The 16959-nt window shown below is 59.9% G+C and carries 13 protein-coding genes and 3 pseudogenes; 8 read left to right on the top strand and 8 right to left on the bottom strand.

The window, feature by feature from the left end; all coding sequences use genetic code 11:
• Window positions 1–35: 35 nt before the first annotated feature.
• Both QA644_RS10505 and QA644_RS10500 read right to left on the bottom strand, forming a co-directional pair.
• Window positions 36–1247, bottom strand: coding sequence for a M20/M25/M40 family metallo-hydrolase (locus QA644_RS10505; RefSeq protein ID WP_283072271.1), 1212 nt, complete (start codon window positions 1245–1247; stop codon window positions 36–38).
• Between the two features lie 37 nt (window positions 1248–1284).
• Window positions 1285–2835, bottom strand: coding sequence for an AbgT family transporter (locus tag QA644_RS10500; protein WP_283072270.1), 1551 nt, complete (start codon window positions 2833–2835; stop codon window positions 1285–1287).
• 315 nt (window positions 2836–3150) lie between these two features.
• Between QA644_RS10500 and QA644_RS10495 the strand changes: the two genes are divergently transcribed.
• The 3 genes and pseudogenes from QA644_RS10495 to QA644_RS10485 all read left to right on the top strand — a co-directional run.
• Window positions 3151–4224 (top strand): helix-turn-helix domain-containing protein, encoded by a 1074-nt coding sequence (locus tag QA644_RS10495; RefSeq protein WP_283072269.1) that lies wholly within the window; start codon window positions 3151–3153, stop codon window positions 4222–4224.
• Window positions 4225–4462: 238 nt separating this feature from the next.
• Window positions 4463–4789 (top strand): annotated as a pseudogene (locus tag QA644_RS10490) (integrase core domain-containing protein); the annotation flags it as partial.
• A 49-nt stretch (window positions 4790–4838) separates the two neighbouring features.
• A pseudogene (locus tag QA644_RS10485) lies at window positions 4839–4964 on the top strand (TerC family protein); the annotation flags it as partial.
• Between the two features lie 80 nt (window positions 4965–5044).
• Here the strand turns inward: QA644_RS10485 and QA644_RS10480 are convergent.
• From QA644_RS10480 to phnC, 6 genes and pseudogenes are all read right to left on the bottom strand, one after another.
• The gene (locus QA644_RS10480; protein WP_194729931.1) at window positions 5045–5425 is read right to left on the bottom strand and encodes a DUF6481 family protein; all 381 of its coding nucleotides are present in this window, start codon (window positions 5423–5425) and stop codon (window positions 5045–5047) included.
• A gap of 431 nt (window positions 5426–5856) precedes the next feature.
• Complete coding sequence (locus tag QA644_RS10475) at window positions 5857–6258, bottom strand: hypothetical protein (protein ID WP_283072268.1); 402 nt, start codon at window positions 6256–6258, stop codon at window positions 5857–5859.
• A 522-nt stretch (window positions 6259–6780) separates the two neighbouring features.
• Window positions 6781–8309, bottom strand: a pseudogene (gene phnE / locus QA644_RS10470) (phosphonate ABC transporter, permease protein PhnE).
• Between the two features lie 10 nt (window positions 8310–8319).
• Window positions 8320–9282: a phosphonate ABC transporter, permease protein PhnE gene (phnE, locus tag QA644_RS10465; protein WP_283072267.1), complete on the bottom strand. Its 963-nt coding sequence runs from the start codon at window positions 9280–9282 to the stop codon at window positions 8320–8322.
• A gap of 72 nt (window positions 9283–9354) precedes the next feature.
• The gene (phnD, locus tag QA644_RS10460) at window positions 9355–10260 is read right to left on the bottom strand and encodes a phosphonate ABC transporter substrate-binding protein (protein ID WP_239598386.1); all 906 of its coding nucleotides are present in this window, start codon (window positions 10258–10260) and stop codon (window positions 9355–9357) included.
• Between the two features lie 88 nt (window positions 10261–10348).
• Complete coding sequence (gene phnC, locus QA644_RS10455; RefSeq protein WP_283072266.1) at window positions 10349–11194, bottom strand: phosphonate ABC transporter ATP-binding protein; 846 nt, start codon at window positions 11192–11194, stop codon at window positions 10349–10351.
• A gap of 399 nt (window positions 11195–11593) precedes the next feature.
• On the opposite strand from phnC, the gene QA644_RS10450 reads away from it, so the two are divergent.
• The 5 genes from QA644_RS10450 to phoU all read left to right on the top strand — a co-directional run bounded on the left by QA644_RS10450 (window position 11594) and on the right by phoU (window position 16935).
• Complete coding sequence (locus tag QA644_RS10450; RefSeq protein ID WP_283072265.1) at window positions 11594–12631, top strand: PstS family phosphate ABC transporter substrate-binding protein; 1038 nt, start codon at window positions 11594–11596, stop codon at window positions 12629–12631.
• A gap of 61 nt (window positions 12632–12692) precedes the next feature.
• The gene (gene pstC / locus QA644_RS10445; RefSeq protein WP_283072264.1) at window positions 12693–14072 is read left to right on the top strand and encodes a phosphate ABC transporter permease subunit PstC; all 1380 of its coding nucleotides are present in this window, start codon (window positions 12693–12695) and stop codon (window positions 14070–14072) included.
• Window positions 14072–15358 carry a phosphate ABC transporter permease PstA gene (gene pstA / locus QA644_RS10440; protein ID WP_239598390.1) on the top strand — a complete coding sequence of 429 codons (1287 nt, stop codon included), beginning with the start codon at window positions 14072–14074 and terminating at the stop codon, window positions 15356–15358. The genes pstC and pstA overlap by 1 nt, the downstream gene beginning before the upstream one ends.
• Window positions 15359–15371: 13 nt before the next feature.
• A complete protein-coding gene (gene pstB, locus QA644_RS10435; RefSeq protein WP_074068671.1) occupies window positions 15372–16187 on the top strand; it encodes a phosphate ABC transporter ATP-binding protein PstB in 816 nt (271 codons plus the stop codon).
• 34 nt (window positions 16188–16221) lie between these two features.
• Window positions 16222–16935, top strand: a complete 714-nt coding sequence (gene phoU / locus QA644_RS10430; protein ID WP_074068669.1) for a phosphate signaling complex protein PhoU — start codon at window positions 16222–16224, stop codon at window positions 16933–16935.
• The last annotated feature ends 24 nt before the right edge of the window (window positions 16936–16959 follow it).

Below are 16959 nucleotides of genomic sequence, written 5' to 3'. Positions count from 1 at the left end.
TGTTCGCGCGATCATTCGCACGTCCTAAGTGAAGGCTAGTCCGGCATCGTCGCGAGAAGCACACCCAGGCGGCATCCTTTCTCGTACTCCGCGAGGTCGACATACTCCTTCACGGTGTGGATTTCCGCTTGGCCTGCGCCGATCGTGATCGTCGGGATGCCGTGCTTGTCTAGCCAGTTTGCGTCGAGGCCGCCGTTTGAGAACAGATAGTTCGGCTCGAGTCCCAGCGACTTCATTGCCTTGGTCGCACGAACCACGACGGGTGCATCTTCGTTCAGCTTGAAGGGCGGGTAGGCGATTTTGTGGGTAAAGGTCACGCGGGCAGTCGCTCCGTGGTGGTCTTTCACGCTGTTCTTCGCCTTCTCGAAAGCGGCTTTATATCCCTTGGCGATTATCGTCGCGAAGGTCAGTTCGGGGCTGCGGGCCTCGCCTCTTAGGAAGGCGTAGTCGGTGACGACGTTGGTGGCGTCGCCGGCAGGCCCGCCGTTCTTCCCCCCGAATATTCCGATGTTGCTTGTGCCGCGACCGTCGGGTTTCTCGACTTTCCCGAACCAGCCTGCCGCATGGGCCTCGGCAAGGGCGAGAGCTCCCACGAGCGTCGCTGAGATACCCTTCTCCGGAGCGACGCCGGCGTGGGACGCCTGTCCGTGGATTTCCACTTCCCAGTTCTCCTGCCCCACTGCTCCAACGATGAGGTCCGATGCGAGCTGGCCGTCGACGTTGACGCACATCACCGGTCCGCCGAGGACGGCCGGATCGAGTTCGCGCGCGCCATGCAATCCGCTCTCTTCGCGCACGGTGAACAGGAGGGTGATTGGCGGGTGCGGGAGGTTATGCTTGATCAGCATCTCCGCCGCCACCACCAGAAGCGCCACTCCTGTGCGCGCGTCGCCACCGAGAGCGGTTGTTCCGTCCGATACTATACGGTCGCCATCACGTCGCGGCTTTGCCCCCGCACATGAAGGGACGGTGTCGAGATGCGTGGAGAATAGCAGGCGAGGGCCGGGGCGGGTTCCCGGAAGATCGACAATCAGGTTCCCCGTTTCGGTTGGCAGAGGAATCCTGTCGTTTGCATCATCGAAGCGGATATCCGCTTCAGGAACGCCAACAGCTTTCAGAGCTTCGATGACCGCCGACGCGATGTTCGCCTCATGACCTGTCACGCCTTCGACGGAGAGGAACCGCATGAGGTGTTCTTCGGCAGCAGTCTTGTCCAAGGGAATCGAGGGGTTGTCCATCGTGTCCATCCTTTGATGCGATTAGATTCTGGCGCTCAAGCAGCTCTCATAGCCCCCAGGGTAGTCCCACCATCTTCCAAGCCGCGAATAGCAAGGTCCACAACACGAACATCCAAGCCACGTAAGGCAGCATCAGGGATACAATGGTCCCGACGCCAGCCGACTTGTCGTACTTCTGGGCGAAACCTACGACCAACGCGAAGTACGCGTTCAGCGGAGTGATGGCGTTCATCGGAGAATCCCCAACACGATAGGCAGCTAGGACCGCCTCCGGCTCTACTCCGAGCTTCATCAGAAGGGGAACAAAGACTGGTGCGAATATCGCCCATTTGGCGATCGCACCCGTCAGCAGGAGATCTATGATCGCGACGACGATGATAAATCCGAGGAGCAAGGGCAGTGCTCCGATACTGGCGGCCTGCAGCGCTCCGGAGAGGCTCAGGGCCATGACGGTGCCCATGTTAGTATACGTGAAATAGGCGACGAACTGGCTCAGCACGAAGAATAGGAAGATCGTGCCTCCTAGATTCCTGACGGATTTCTCGATCGCCGTGATCACCTCGGTGAGAGTCCGAAGCGTGCCGGCTCCGATTCCGTAGCACCAGCCGGAGACAAGGAAGATCAGCATGATCAGCGCGATTAGGCCGTTCATGAAAGGCGAGTTGCCGATCAGTTCGCCCGTCTCGGCGTTCCGTAGCGGTGCGCCGCTGGGCAGCGTCAGGAGGCAGAACACGATCACGAGGCCAATCAGTCCGAACAACGCGAACCGCAGCCCCCGTGATTCCGATTCAGAAAGCACCGCTCCTTCGCCGGTGCGCTCACCGTCCACCGGTCGGTCAGGGGTGTAAGTGCCGAGCCTCGGTTCGATCATGCGGTCCGAAATGAAGGCAATCACTACGGTCAGGAACAGAACTGATGCGACAGAGAACCAGACATTGGAGGCCAACCCGATGGACCTGGTCGCGTCGACAAGATGGGCGGCGTCATTGGTGAACTCGACAAGAACCGCGTCGAGCGGCTTGATCAGCATGTTCACGGTGAATGCCCCGGCGACGGCGGCAAAGCCCAAGGCGAGACCTGCAAGGGGGTGACGCCCGACAGCGAGATATGCGATGCCCGCGAGAGGAATAAGGACGAGATAGCCAGCGTCCGCCGCAACGCTGGCGATGATGCCCACGAAAGCAAGGATGTAGGTCAGCGCCCAGCGCGGGGATACAATCACCAGTTTCCGAATCAACGCCGTCACAAGCCCGGATTCCTCGGCGACGCCAGCGCCAACCATCGCGGCTATCATCAGTCCGACCGCGGTGAAGCTCATGAAATTCGGGATGAGCGACTCGTACATGAAGCGGATGCCGTCGGTGTTCAGCAGGCTCCTGATCGAAGTCGTAGCGGCCTCGATCTCATGGCTTTCCGGATTGATCCGCTCAAAGGTTATCGAGGCACCGAATGTACCCAGAAGGGCCGACAGTCCAATCACTATGGCGATGAGGATGAGAAAGATTATGACGGGGTGGGGGACCATGTTGCCCACCTTTTCGACCCCATCGAGGAATCTCTGCATAACGGTTTTTGGAGCCGCTCCCGCCGTGGACATGGGTGATCTCCTACCCCTTAGCCCCGCAGCGCGAGGCGCAACGCCGACATCGCCGACGCGGACGAACTACAACCCATCTTAGTTGGAGCAGCCGCAGAGTCGTGAGCGCAGAATCCACAACCTGAGCGGCGTGTCCCGAAAAGATCCCGCAGTGGGGCGAGGCTGCCGCCACAAGAAGCGCGAAGTAGAAAACAGCGCCGTGCGGCGCGAAATGCAGCTGTAGCGCGATATCACGATCTCCAAATACCTCCGTAGCGATTGTGGTTTGTTGTAAAAAATGATACTTCTGCTCAGGTTTGAAATGGAAAATCTTTCGTGGACATCGGCGAAGGTATTGTCATGGACAACATGCCAGAGACGGGTACCGAGCGAGCGATTGATTACAAATTCCCTTGCTCGATAGATGTGAGTACCCAATCGTTTCCCAGGGACAACCAGTTCGAGATATTCAGGAATGCTCACGTTGGCGTCGCTGATCTGACATTCTGCAAGAGCGCGGACGGTTCCTTTCCCGCCCGACTGAAGGTCTGGATACTCGGTTCGATGCTGGTTGTTTCCACTGTCCTGCCAGGAAAAGGCTACGCCCACGAATGGCGGCACGTGAAGAAGGCGGCATTGGATAACTGGTATTTGTGCTTGCCGGTCCAGGCCCTGGAGCGCGCCTCTGGAGGGCAGACCTTGCCCCATCTTCGATGCCTGGCCAAACCGTTCGAGGTTATGGTGGAAGATGAGGGCGCATTGTCGGTCTTTCTTCCGTCAGATGGGTTTGTCGCGACGTCCACGCTCGAGAGCCTGCTCCATAGGAAGATGGAGGGCGCGTTCGGCCATCTCCTCGCCGACTACCTTGTGCTTCTGGCTCGATCGTTGGCCGACCTCACCGTGGCAGAGGTGCCATACGTGGTCGAGGCCACGAGGAACCTTATCATCGCGTGTCTAGCTCCCTCGCAAGATCGGGTCGTAGACGCTCACACACCAATCGGGGCGGTGGTTCTGGAACGCGCCAAGCGTTTGATAAACACGAGACTTGCCGACCACTCGCTCACTGCCGAGACGATCTGCAGCGAGCTAGGTGTCTCGCGCTCCCGGTTATATCGATTATTCGAGCCGCTGGGTGGTGTTGCGGCCTATATCCGGCATGAGCGTCTGGTCAGGACGCGTGCAGGAATCACCAATAGCAATGACGTTCGGGCTATATTTCATATCGCGGAGGAATGGGGTTTTGACGATCCGTCCGCATATAGCCGGGCCTTCAGACACGAGTTTGGAATGACGCCAAAAGAGGCGCGGGAGGTCGGTTGGCTCCGGGATGTCTTTCATGTTCAACGAGAGAAGAATCTTCGGCATGGAGGCCCGCTCACACTCTGCCAGGCCCTTCGTGGTGTCGCCTAGTCCGGCCGCCTTGCTGCCCTGCCTAACTTGAGCATCGCGAATTGGTGACCCGTACTTCCGCGACACCGGAACAACCCAACGATAGTCACGGTCGTTCTACGGGTGCTGACGGATGAGATTCGCTATAAACTGACCGTGTTGTTGCAAATCAGTGGCTTGGATGATTCTCTTTAAACCGAGTTCGTCACATATAGTGGTATCAGGGGAACTTTTTCTTGCTTCCAGAAGGAAGTTTTCTTGCACCAGAGAATGCCTGGGTCTCGTGGCCGATACCTCGCTCTCCGCCCTGCGTGTTGCTCGTGAGCTGGATCGGATCATCGAGGAACGCGGAAAATCCAAGATGATCGTCAGTGACAATGGCAGCGAATTCACCAGCAACGTGATCCTTCAATGGACGGATTGAACCAAGGTGGGTTGGGATTACATCGCGCCTGGCAAGCCAATCCAGAACGCCTTCATCGAGAGCTTCAATGTACGGTTGCGAGATGAGCTATTGAATGAAACGCTTTTCTCGTCACTGGCTCATGTTCGGTCAGCGTTTTCTAGTTGGCGCAGCGATTACAACGATCTGTCTTCACGCTCTATGCATTTCGCGGTACGCGGCTTCTGTCGACATGTCTGATCCAGAGGCTTGGGCTGGTCTTGCGACCTTGATCGCTCTCGAAATCGTGTTGGGGATCGACAACCTGGTCTTCATCGCCATCCTCGCTGACAAGCTGCCACCGAACCAACGACCACGATTCCATCGTCTGCCTGTTCGACCGAAAGCTGATCGTCCTCATAGTCTGAGGACTTTGATCAACCAGACCTGCCTTGTCTTTTAGACGCGCCGCGCCTTGCGGGCTGCGTAGCGGCGGTCCCGCTCAGCCTTCCGATCTGCCTCGTCTGAGATCACTCTGGCAATTCGCTCTCTTTCTTGCGTTTCGCGCTCCTCGGCTTTAGCCCGCGCCTCAGCATTGGCTGCGTCAGCCAGGGCGGCTGCGGCGGCAAGGTTGCGTTCGGCTTCTTCCTGTTTTGACTTCACGCGCTCGGCACGTCGTAGTTCACGGGCCTCGGCTGTGGCCCGTCGTTCGGCTCGCCTGGCGACCATCTCAGGGTCGTCGGCCTTGGGCGCGGCCTTGAGTTTGTCAAGCAGGTGCTGCTTGGCTTCGTTCGCCGCTTTGCGGCGATTGGCAAAATTATCATCGCCTGGATGTCTCAAGCTGTATCGTCCTGTCGTGTTGGTTTTCCTATGCCGTTCACAGCTATCCACGCACTTAGCATACGACACGGCATTGCTCTATAATAGCCTGAGCCTCCCTCACAAACAATCGCGGGGGCGGCTAAGAATCTGGGGCGAAAAGCGTCAAACAATGGCTGCGGCTCACGAGGCGGGCCGAAATGAGCGAAATCGCCTTTCCGAAGCGAAGTCATGACAATGCAAGACAAAGTGATCTTCATCAGCGCTCGTGATCGCCTTTGTCACCTTCGCCCGTTTTGCCATTGTCTTGGCCTTCGTGCGGCGGTCGGTTGCCAGAGATTTTCCGACGTCCACTGATTCCTTGAGCCGGCCGTTCGCGGCCGGACGTAGCGTTTGTCGGTGCCGCTATCGATGAGTTCGCGCTTTGTCATGTGTCTTCTTTTCGTCGGAGGTTATTGTGTTTTCTCGGTGCCTGCTGGCGCGACAGACTGAGAATCTCCGCCCGTACCGGATCCAGCAGTCGGATCGCGATCCGTCGGCGCGGTTTGCATCTTCTCACCGGCCGGAGGGGTATTGTCGATCACCTTTTGGTCGGTAGGAGTGACAACGGCATTCGGCTCCGTCGTGGTCGATTGGTTGACGTCGGTCGCCGCATCGTTGTCAACCGCCTCGCCAAACATTTCCGAGATGCCCCAAGCGATCATCGCCAGAAACAGGCCCCCGACCAGGACCATCAAGACCGGACGGCCCAGAAACCCTTGTCGTGCTTCGACCGGCGTTTCCACGACATCCTTATCCTTATCCTTGTCCTCTGACGCGACCCGGTTGCCGCGCTCGTCTAAATGGGTAGCCATGGCATCATCCTCTTGAATTTCATGCCGCTAAACTGAGATGCTATGGGGAATGTTCCCTCACAATGAAACGAACCTCGCGTCGTGTGTTGCCTGCTCACCAGGAGACACGCTGAATGCCCAGGACCCGGATAATGAGAGTTGCACGCGAAGTTCGATCTTCTCATCATGCGGCTAATCGCAGAGTGCGCCGAAGCGGATTCGCCTGCGACGGTCCTCGGTACGCTTAGGGACGAAACTGGGAAAAGAGGCTTGTCGCAATAGATGAAAGTGACGGGCGGCTTCGATCAATATTTGTTCCAGGCTTTAGCTGAATCATTATAAACTTCCGCCGGCAAGTGGGCAAAACGAGGCGAATTCTTTTGTCTGCCAAATGCAGTTCGTTGACTCAGGAAGCTCATCTTGAACGATGAGCAAAAGACGCAGTCGAGGAAAAATAAACCTCGATAAGTCTTCGTAGGAGCACTCATCATAGATAGTAATTCAGTGAGCTGACACAAGAACCAAACGCCTGCTGCCAAGCGTTCAGCGGCGTCCCATCAGACGTGACCGGATCGCATTCGAGACGGCGTCGAAGGCAAACACGACAATCAGAATGAGGAGCACCATGTAGCCGACGTTCTCCCAGTCCTGGTTGGTGCGCATCGCCTCCCAGAGTTTGAGGCCGATTCCTCCCGCGCCGACGGCGCCGATGATCGCCGCGGAGCGCGTGTTGGACTCCCAGAAGTAGAGGGCCTGGGACGCGAAGACAGGAAGCACCTGCGGCAGGACGCCGAACCGCTGCACCGCAATCGGCGACGCTCCGACGGAGCGGACGCCTTCCCGCTGCTTCTCGTCGATGTTCTCGAGCGATTCCGAATACAGCTTGCCCAGCGTCCCGGTATCCGTGAAGAAGATCGCCGAGATGCCGGCCAGAGGCCCAGGTCCGAAGCCGCGTGTGAAGAAAAGCGCCCAGATCAGCATGTCGACGGAGCGAAGGAAATCGAAGAACCTTTTCGTCACCTGGTTCGTAGGGCGGTTGCGGGTGATGTTGCGTGCCGCCACGAATGCCAGGGGGAAAGCGACGAGCGAGGCGAACAGGGTGCCCACGAACGCCATCACGATGGTCTGCAGGAGCTTCGTCCAGACGTCGAGGTGCTGCCATTCGCCGTTGTAGAGGATGTTGTCCCAGGCGAGAGCGAGGTTGCTTCGCTCCGGGTCGATGCGTGGACCGCCGAGGATGAGGCTTGCAACCTCGGAATATGGCTTCCCGAAGAAGGGAGACCGCGTGTCGAACAGGAAATTCACCCACCCGAGAAACGCTTGTGGACCTTGACGTCGTTGGTCGTGACTTCCGCCCAGCCCGCGAATCCGAAGCTGGCTATGATCTTCTCGCCCGGCCGCCTCTGCGACGCCCAGTCCGGAAGGGGAGCGCCAATGCGGATGTCCGGCCTGCCCATCGGCACGACGACCGTTTCTCCGCCTCTCGTCAACACCGCCTTATTGGCAGTCATTTCTATCGAGGAACTGCTGCTCATGGCGATCCGCACCCGTGTGACAACCTCCTCGGTGACGATTGCCGGAGCGGTCGCCGCCGGGGGCTGCGCGGGCGAGCCGGACCCTTTAGGTGCGGACGATCCCATGGCCGCACCGGGAGCCATCAGCAATATGCCGCTTTTCGGCTTTGTCTGTGGCTCGGACGGGCTGGCCGTCGGTGTGGCCGTGCCGGTCTGATGGGTGACGACGGATTTTTCGGTCTGCACCCAGTCGGGGTTCGGATGTTCGCCGAGCGGATCGAACCGGGAATAGGAAATCTTCATGGTCCCGTCGGCTGCCATGTCGATCTCGGGACGAACCTCGAAGGAGATCCAGTCGGCAAGGTAGGTGCCGGCGATCGAGTAGTCGGCCTGAGAGAAGACCTTTCCGAACGCGAAGAACCAGAACGAGAACGCCACATAGGCGGCTGCGAGAATGACGAGAAGAGGAGCGCGGTAGCGGCGCAGCGAGGTGGTGTCGAAGAGCTGCGGGTGGCGCGCGGCGATGTCGGCCTTTTGGACGGGCGAAAGCGTGTTCATCGATGCAACCTCATGCCACGGCGCGGAACGACTGCTCGCCGACCAGCTTTTTACGCAGCCATGCGGAGAACTGGTCGACGGCAATGATGGTGCAGAAAAGCAGGAATACGATCGCAAGAGTCTTGGCCGGATGACCCTGTCCGATCGAGAGCCTGAGAAGCTCGCCGATGCCGCCGCCGCCGACCGCACCGATGATCGTGGACGCCCGCACGTTGATCTCAAGCCTCAGGAGGAAATAGCTCACGAAGTTGGGCATGACCTGCGGCACCATTGCGAACCAGACCCGTTCGAGCCAGGTCGCGCCGACGGCCCGCAGGCCTTCGTCGGGGCGCATGTCGGCGTTCTCCACCACCTCGAAGAACATCTTTCCGAGCGCTCCGGTGGTGTGGACGGATAGTGCGATGATCGCAGGGACCGGCCCCAGCGACAGAATTGCCAGACAGAAGCCTGCGATGACGACCTCGGGAAACGCTCGAAGAATTTCCATGAAGCGGCGTACGGCGCCCCTGACATAAGGATTCGGCGTCATGTTCTTCGCTGCGAAGAAGCAGAGCACGAATCCCAGGCAGAAGCCGACGCCCGTGGAGAAGATGGCGATATTCACCGTCTCGACGATCTTTTCGACATATTCCGGAACGTAGAGGGTCTGCGTGACGTAGAACCGGCCCTCGGGGTAGTCGTACTTCTGGCTCCCGTCGTGATAGGGGGAGGGGAGATCGAGCAGGGCACGCACCGGCTCCCACGCGTCGCGCGGCACGAGGTCCCCCACGAAGTCCGCCAGATAGGGGAGGCGGTCCCAAAATTTGCCCGCGTTGGTCTCATTGGCGAACCACACCGAACCCGCGGTGAAGACGACGACGAGAAACAGGGCAAGCAACGTCTGGCCGCGGCGCCGGGAGGCAAGCTCATGCCAGTGCCGCTCGATCATGCTTGCAGTTTCACTCGGGGGGTGGCGCAGCGCAGTGTCGCTCATCTTCAGCCTGTCGAACGTGGGATATGGCAAAGCCGCCGGAGGGATCCGGCGGCTTTGCGGGAGGAAACGGCATCAGCCGCCAATGGCTGCCTTGCGGACGTCGATGATCGGCTTGTAGAAATCTACGTTGACTTCGGTAAAGCCCTTGAAGTCGCCCCCCTGGATTGCCGAGAAGCAGGCCGGATCGGACTTCGGCAGGTCCATCATGAATGCCTTGAACTTGGCCTTCATGTCGTCGTTCAGCGAGGAACGCACGACGACCGGACCATTCGGGATGAGCGGCGACTTCCAGAGTTCGACGAGGTCGTCCATGTTCAAAATGCCCTTGTCGACCATCTTGCGAAGGTTACCGGAGCTGTAGCCATCCTTGAACTCGCCCACGCCCGATGCCCAGGTGGTGCCCGCGTCGAAGTTGCCCTTTACGACTTCCAAGACGAGGTTCTCGTGGCCGCCGCCAAAGCCGGTGGAAGAGAAGTATTCCTTGACCGGAGCGCCAATGGCTTCAGGCAGCGTGACGAGGGGGACGAGGTAGCCGGAAGTCGAGTCAGGATCGGCAAAGCCGAGCTTCTTGCCCTTCATATCTTCGAGCTTCTTGATGCCGCTGTCCTTGCGGGCGACCATGACCGAGTAGTAGCCGGTTGCGCCGTCGGTCTGCACGGTCGTCAGGATCGGTTCGACGGCCTTGGAATTGGCGAGATAGACCTTGGCATAGGCGGAGGCGCCAAGTTCTGCGTAGTCGAGCGTGCCGCCGAGCAGGCCCTGGACGACGCCGTCATAGTCGGCTGCCGGGAAGAAGGAGACCTTCTCGACGCCGATCGCAGCGGGAAGCTTTTCCGACAGGCACTGGAAATTGCGAAGGCGGTCAGCCTCGTTTTCGCCGCCGAGAATGCCGACACGGAATTCCTTGAGGTCTTCGGCTGCGGCGGCACCGGCAAGCGCTAGAAGCGCTGTCGCGGCAAAGAGTGCTTTCTTCAACATGGTTCTCTCCTGATTGACCGGTTCCCCGGTGGTCTTGCTGTTACGAAGAAGTGTGCCCTTGACGCGGGCGGTCGATCGCCGCCGTCTCTCAGAGGCCCGCCAGGGCAACCGGTTGCAGGCCGACGGATGCTTGAGCGGTGGCTGGCGCGGGCATGTTGATCGAGGTAGACGTCATGGTCTCGTCGATGCCGGCGCCATCCTTGTCGGTGCCGTAGATTTCCTTGACTGCAGCGGCTGTCAGCTCGGAAGGCTCGCCGTCGAAAACGACGCGGCCGGCGGCCATCCCGACGATGCGTTCGCAATAGTTGCGCGCCGTATCGAGCGTATGCAGGTTGGTGATGACGGTAATGCCCTCGCGCTCGTTGATGTCGCGCAGCGCATCCATCACGATTTTGGCGTTCAGCGGGTCGAGCGAGGCGATCGGCTCGTCGGCGAGCACCATTTTCGGGTTCTGCATCAGGGCGCGCGCGATCGCCACGCGCTGCTGCTGGCCGCCGGAGAGCGTGCCGGCGGTCTGCAGCGCCGTCTGCTCGATGCCGAGGCGCTCCAGAGCCGCAATCGCATGAATGCGCTCGTCGCGGCTGAAGATGTTGAGGATGCTCAGCATGGTCGGGCGGTGATTGAGGCGGCCGAGCATGACATTGGTCAGAACGTCGAGGCGAGGGACGAGATTGAACTGCTGGAAGATCATCGCGCAATCGCGCTGCCAGTTGCGCAGGGCTTCGCCGCGGAGAGCGGAGACTTCGACGCCGCTGAATCGGATGGAGCCGGACGTCGGCTCCTGCAGGCGGTTGATCATGCGAAGAAGCGTGGATTTGCCGGCGCCCGAGCGGCCGATGATGCCCACCATTTGGCCCTGCGGTATTCTCAGGTTCGTCTGGTCGACCGCCGTCTTGCCACCGAACCGCCGGGTCAAATCCGTTATTTCCAGCATTGGCGCGTCCCTCGTCATTGCGTCTGAGGGGACATATGCCGCGTTCTTAACGGTGTAATGTCGGTTTTATGTCACTTTTATAATGTTTGCCGATTTTCCCTTGGCTGCGCGACGGATAATGGATGTGTGGGTCAGCTCTTTTCTGCCCGGACGCCGGAACCTGCCGGCTCAGCTCGAAATCAGATGGGCAAGTGTCGGGAAGGCGTTGACTCTGTTTGTCTAATTTGTTTTTGGTTCGATACTTAAAAATCGGCCTCACTGGCGCAGCCGGCGCGCATCGCCGATGCCTTCCTTCCCGTACAATGAATTGATACAAAACTGTCACAAAACTGTTACGTGGTGCCTATAGAGGGGAGCCGACGCCGAAGCGTCATCGTCAAATTCTACGGGAGAGTATCCATGAAGAAATATCTCGGAAGCTGCGCAGTCGCCGCTATTTTGCTGGCAACCGCAGGCGTCGCATCGGCCCGCGATCAGATCAAGATCGTCGGTTCGTCCACCGTGTTCCCCTACACCCAGGCCGTCGCTGAAGAGTTCGCGAACAAGACCGGCAAGCCTGCCCCGGTTGTCGAGTCGACCGGTACGGGCGGCGGCTTCAAGGCCTTCTGCGGCGGCGTCGGCGAAGACTTCGCAGACATCACCGGCGCTTCGCGCGCGATCAAGGAATCGGAAGTCAAGCTCTGCGCCGGCAACGGCGTGACCGACATCACAGAAGCCCTCATCGGCTATGACGGCCTCTCGATCGCCGTCTCCCGTTCCAATACTGGCGACTGGAACCTGACCAAGGAACAGATCTTCCAGGCGCTCGCTGCCCAGCTTCCCGACGGCAAGGGCGGCCTCGTCGCCAACCCGAATAAGAAGTGGTCCGACATCGACAAGTCCCTTCCGGACGTCAACATCGTCGCCTTTGGCCCGCCGCCGACCTCCGGCACCCGCGACGCCTTCGTCGAACTGGTCATGCTCCAGGGCTGCGCCAAGGTTCCTGGCATGGCCGACATCAAGAAGGCCGACGAGAAGAAATACACGGAAGCCTGCTCGCGCATGCGCCAGGACGGTCCGTTCATCGAAGCCGGCGAAAACGACAACCTCATCGTTCAGCGTCTTGAATCCGATCCGAATTCCGTTGGCATCTTCGGCTATTCGTTCCTCTACGAGAACGAAGACAAGCTCAAGGACATCAAGATCGAAGGTGTGGAAGCCAGCTTCGACACCATCAAGGACGGCTCCTACCCGGTATCCCGCCCGCTCTTCATTTACGTCAAGAATGCGCACCGCGACGTCATTCCTGGCATGAAGGAGTTCCTGGAAGAGTACACTTCCAAGGCTTCGATGGGCGAGGACGGCTATCTTGCCGAACGTGGCCTGACGCCGCTTGACGACCCCAAGCGCGAGGAAGTCGAGAAGGCTGTCCTGGCCGCCAAGAAGCTCGGCTCGTAATATCGAATTTCACCGGCCGCCCGCGCACCCCGCGGGCGGCTTCTTCTCACATGGGGGCAACATGTCCGGTTATCTCTTCCTCGTATTGGTTGCCGCGGCCGTGATCGCGGCCTACTTTGGAGGCTCGCGCGCCCTCGCCGTAGCGACAACGGCAGGAACGAGCCGCATAAAGGCGCATTCCCGGCCGATTTACCACGGCCTCAATGCCGCGATTTGGACTGCTGTTCCCGCTTTCGTATTTCTTCTTCTCTGGCTCGCCTTCCAGTCCAGCGTCATCAATCAGCTTGTGGTGGCCTCATATCCAGGCTCCGAAGCCATGGACGGTGCCGCACGGTCGCTGCTGATTGGCGAAATCCGCCAGGTCGCGGCCGGAAACCTGTTCCGCCAGCCGTCGCCCGAGGTTGCCGCTGCAGCAGAGCACCTGCGGTCCCTCCAGACCTACTCTACCTACCTGATGACGGCCATTGGCCTCTGCATCGCCGCCGTCGGCGCGTTCCTCGGCATGAAGGTAATCAGCCCACGGTATCGCGCCCGCCACAGCGTCGAGACTGCGGTCACGGGCTTCATGATGTTCTCCTCCCTGGTCGCCATCATCATCACGCTGGGCATCGTCGGCTCGCTCGTCTTCGAAGCGCTGCACTTCTTTGCGAAGGTGCCGGTTACCGAATTTATCTTCGGCCTGCGCTGGGAACCTCAGATCGCCATTCGTGCGGACCAAGTGGCGGGGCAGGGCGCGTTCGGCGTTCTTCCCGTTCTGTTCGGCACGTTTGTCATCTCTGCGATCGCGATGCTGGTCGCGGTGCCGACAGGCATCCTCTCCGCCATCTATCTGACCGAGTATGCGCACCCGCGGTTCCGTGCCGTCGTGAAGCCGCTTCTCGAAATTCTCGCCGGTGTTCCGACGGTCGTCTACGGCTTCTTCGCCGTGCTGACTGTCGCCCCTGCTATCAGGGCTCTGGGCGCGGCCGTCGGGATACCCTCGTCGCCGAACAGCGCGCTTGCCACCGGCCTTGTCATGGGTGTGATGATCATCCCGTTCATCTCCTCGCTTTCGGACGACGCCTTTGCCGCAGTGCCCCGTGCCATGCGCGACGGTTCGCTGGCTCTTGGCGCGACGAAGGGAGAGACTATCCGCAAGGTCCTGCTGCCCGCCGCTTTGCCAGGGATTATCGGCGGCGTCCTTCTTGCACTCAGCCGTGCGGTCGGCGAGACGATGATCGTCGTCATGGCGGCCGGCCTGATCGCGAAGATTACTCTCAACCCGTTCGACGCGGTCACCACCGTGACCGTCCAGATCGTCACCCTGCTGATTGGCGACTCGGAGTTCGACAACCCGAAGACGCTGGCGGCCTTTGCACTCGGCCTCGTGCTCTTCCTCGTCACGCTCGGCTTGAACCTCATCGCGCTGCGCACCGTGCGCAAGTACCGGGAGAAATACTGATGTCCACGACCGCAGTCGCCGGAACGCGTGTCAACTGGCATTCGGACGACATGAAGGCGCGCCGGAAGGCACGCTATGCCGCCGAGCGCCGTCTCCAGGCTTATGGCATGATCGCGATTGTTTTCGCGCTCGGCTTCCTCGCCTTCCTCATCGGTTCTCTGACGCTCACGGGGTACAAGGCGTTCACCCAGACGGTGGCCACCATCAACATCGACCTGAGCAAAGCTGAGCTCGATACAAGCGATATGATGAAGGCCGATTGGCGCGGCGCTGTGCGCGACGCGTTGCGCACTCAGGTGGGGGATTTGCCTCGCAGGCAGGAGAAGGCCTACTTCGACCTCTTCACGTCGTCGGCACCGTTCCTCGTCCGCGACGCGGTCATCAAGGATCCGGCGCGCCTTAAGGGGCCGAGCACCTTCGTTATCCCGATGTCGGACCCGGCCGACCAGTTCGTCAAGGGTGAGATCAGCCGGGACACGCCCGAGAGCCAGCGCCGCGTCAGCGACGAGCAGATCGGCATGATCGACCAGCTCGTATCCAAGGGCGTGATCTCCAGCCCGTTCAACTGGGCGCTCTTCCTCAATGCCGACAGCCGCTTTCCGGAACTGGCTGGCTTGGCTGGCGCGATTTCCGGATCGTTCTGGTCGCTGCTGGTCTGCTTCGCGATCAGCTTCCCGATCGGCATCGCGGCGGCGATCTACCTGGAAGAGTTCGCTCCCAAGAACCGTTTCACCGACCTCATCGAGATCAACATCAACAACCTTGCGGCGGTCCCGTCGGTGGTCTTCGGTCTCCTCGGGCTCGCCGTCTTCCTGAACGGCTTCGGCCTACCGCGGTCGTCTCCGCTCGTCGGCGGCCTCGTTCTCTCGCTGATGACGCTGCCGACGCTCATCATCGTCACACGCGTGTCGCTGAAAGCGGTGCCTTCCTCGATCCGCGAGGCGGCTCTCGGGGTCGGCGCCTCCAAGCACGAGATGATCTTCCATCACGTGCTGTCGCTCGCCATGCCGACCGTCATGACCGGCGCGATCATCTCGCTCGCGCGAGCGCTTGGTGAAACGGCGCCGCTGCTGCTCATTGGTATGAACGCCTTCATCACAAGCCCGCCGGATGGTATCTTCGCGGCGTCGACGGCCCTTCCCAGCCAGATCTACATCTGGGCGGACAGCCCGGAGCGCGGCTTCGTATCGAGGACCTCCGCCGCAATTCTCGTGCTGTTGGGCTTCCTCATATTGATGAATGCAATCGCCATCTTCCTCAGGCAGCGTTTTGAACGCCGCTGGTAACGGAGTAAGGATTATGAACATGTTGACTGAAACAGCAGTTGAGAAGGCTCTGGAGCAGAAACTGAATACGAGCGCCTATAAGATGGTCGGCAAGACGGTGTCTGTCTACTACGGCGAGAAGCGTGCGCTTTTCGACGTGAACCTGAACGTCCGCGAAAACACTGTTACCGCCCTCATCGGCCCATCGGGCTGCGGCAAGTCCACGTTCCTGCGTTGCTTGAACCGCATGAACGACACGATCGACAATTGCCGCGTCACGGGCGAAATCAAGCTGGACGACGCGGATATCTACGATCCGGACATCGACGTCGTGGAACTCCGCGCCCGCGTCGGCATGGTCTTCCAGAAGCCGAACCCGTTCCCGAAGTCTATCTACGAGAACGTTTCTTACGGACCGCGCATCCATGGAATTGCGAGGTCGAAGGCCGACCTTGATCAGATCGTCGAAAGCAGCCTCCATAAGGCCGGCCTCTGGAACGAAGTCAAGGACCGCCTGCAGGAATCCGGCACCGGTCTGTCGGGCGGCCAGCAGCAGCGCTTGTGCATTGCGCGCGCCGTTGCCGTCAGCCCGGAAGTCATCCTGATGGACGAACCGTGCTCGGCGCTCGATCCGATCGCGACCGCCAAGGTCGAGGAGTTGATCCACGAGCTTCGCGAGAACTACAGTATTGTCATCGTGACGCACTCGATGCAGCAGGCAGCCCGCGTTTCGCAGCGCACCGCCATGTTCCACCTCGGCAATCTCGTCGAGGAGAATGACACCGACAAGATGTTCACCAATCCGGACGACCCGCGCACCCAGGATTACATCATGGGCCGCTTCGGCTGAGCTGCGGCGTTCAGGCTATTCAAGGACAATCCCAATGGCATCGACCCATATCTTTTCTGCCTATGACGAGGATCTGAAGTATTTGTCCCGCCGCATCTCGGAAATGGGCGGGCTTGCCGAGCAGATGGTGTCGGACGCCGTCCGCGCGCTGGTTAACGGTGACGCTGGCTTGGCCCAGAAGGTCATCTCCGACGATGTCGTCATGGATCACGCCGAGCGCGAGATCGGCGACAAGGCGATCGTCACGATTGCCCGCCGCCAGCCGGTGGCCTCGGACCTTCGCGAGATCATGGGCTCGATCCGCATCGCGGCCGATCTCGAGCGCGTCGGCGATCTCGGCAAGAACACCGCCAAGCGTGTCATCGCCGTGCAGAGCACCGGCGTTCCGCGCAAGCTCGCCCGCGGTCTCGAGCATCTTTCCGAACTGGCGCTGGTCCAGCTCAAGGAAGTACTCGACGTCTATGCCTCGCGTTCAGCCGACAAGGCGAAGTCGATCCGCGAGCGCGACGAGGAAATCGACGCGATGTACACCTCGCTGTTCCGCGAGCTGTTGACCTACATGATGGAAGATCCGCGCAACATCACCAGCTGCACGCATCTTCTCTTCTGTGCGAAGAACATCGAGCGCATCGGCGATCACGCCACTAACATTGCCGAAACGATCTATTACATGGCGACCGGCGCACAGCCGGAAGGCGAACGTCCGAAGGACGATACTGCCAACACCGTCGGCGCGGTCACGGAATGACAATTCCGAACCGGCCCTCAGGAG

Source organism: Rhizobium sp. CC1099 (genome assembly GCF_029714385.1).
GTDB lineage: Bacteria > Pseudomonadota > Alphaproteobacteria > Rhizobiales > Rhizobiaceae > Rhizobium.
The sequence above is the reverse complement of the archived record's forward strand: the minus strand, read 5'-3'. Positions and strand labels throughout refer to the sequence as shown.